General features: G+C 37.2%; 1 protein-coding gene and 1 pseudogene. Both read left to right on the top strand.

Going from position 1 to position 909, the window contains the following annotated elements:
• A pseudogene (locus HP456_RS24395) lies at positions 1–271 on the top strand (mandelate racemase); the annotation flags it as partial.
• A gap of 128 nt (positions 272–399) precedes the next feature.
• Positions 400–909, top strand: a 510-nt coding sequence (locus HP456_RS24390) for a fumarylacetoacetate hydrolase family protein (protein WP_172255840.1), incomplete at its 3' end; no start/stop codon positions are given.

The raw sequence follows: 909 nt of genomic DNA, 5'->3' as shown, positions 1-909 counted from the left end.
TTTAGTGGAATATATGAAAATATTAAACATGTTGGAGGAAAATGGATGGTCTTCTCGTAATTGTATTCCTCATGGTGGTCATCAGATGTCATTAAATATTGCAGCAGGACTGAAATTATATGGTAACGAATCCTACCCGGGCGTTTTCCAGCCATTTGGCGGATTTGCGGATGGACATGCAGTAGAAGATGGCTTTGTTACATTACCAGATGCTCCCGGCGTTGGTTTTGAGGCCAAAAAGAATTTATATGACCTATTAAAAACTCTATAAATCAAATGAATAATGAAACCTAATGGGGTATATCTTTCAAGTTTGCCCCTTTTCACAGCCTTATTATGATAAAGGACTAAATAAATCAGTATTCGAGCTCATGACTAGTTTAAAAAGGAGATGGTAATTTGTTTAAAACAAAAACGCATACAGTTGTTCGTTATTTAGCCGGCGATCAATCACATTACGGATTATGTGAGGGTGACCACATCATACAATTAACAAGTGATTTCTTAGAAATTACAAAAGGTGATTTTAAAGAAGATGGAGTCGTGCATCAATACAGCGATGTGAAAATATTAGAACCTGTTCAGCCGACCAAAATTGTGAATTTTGGTTGGACATATGCTGAACACGCCATTGAAACAGGTGGTAAAGCACATCTTAAAGAACCTTTGCTATTCTTAAAACCATTATCTTCGCTAATTGCAGATAAAGAAGAAATTGTCCTTCCAGATACTAACATGACATCACAAGTTCAGTTAGAAGGGGAAGTGGCGCTGATCATTGGAAAACGTGGAAAAAACATATCAGAAGAGGAAGCGATGAATTACGTTTTTGGGTGTACCATTTTTAATGATATAACCGCAAGAGACCTAACTAGGGATGACCCGCAATACACAAGGGGGAAAGGATTT

The organism is Bacillus haikouensis, assembly GCF_013179555.1.
Lineage (GTDB): Bacteria > Bacillota > Bacilli > Bacillales > Bacillaceae_B > Rossellomorea > Rossellomorea haikouensis_A.
The sequence above is the reverse complement of the archived record's forward strand: the minus strand, read 5'-3'. Positions and strand labels throughout refer to the sequence as shown.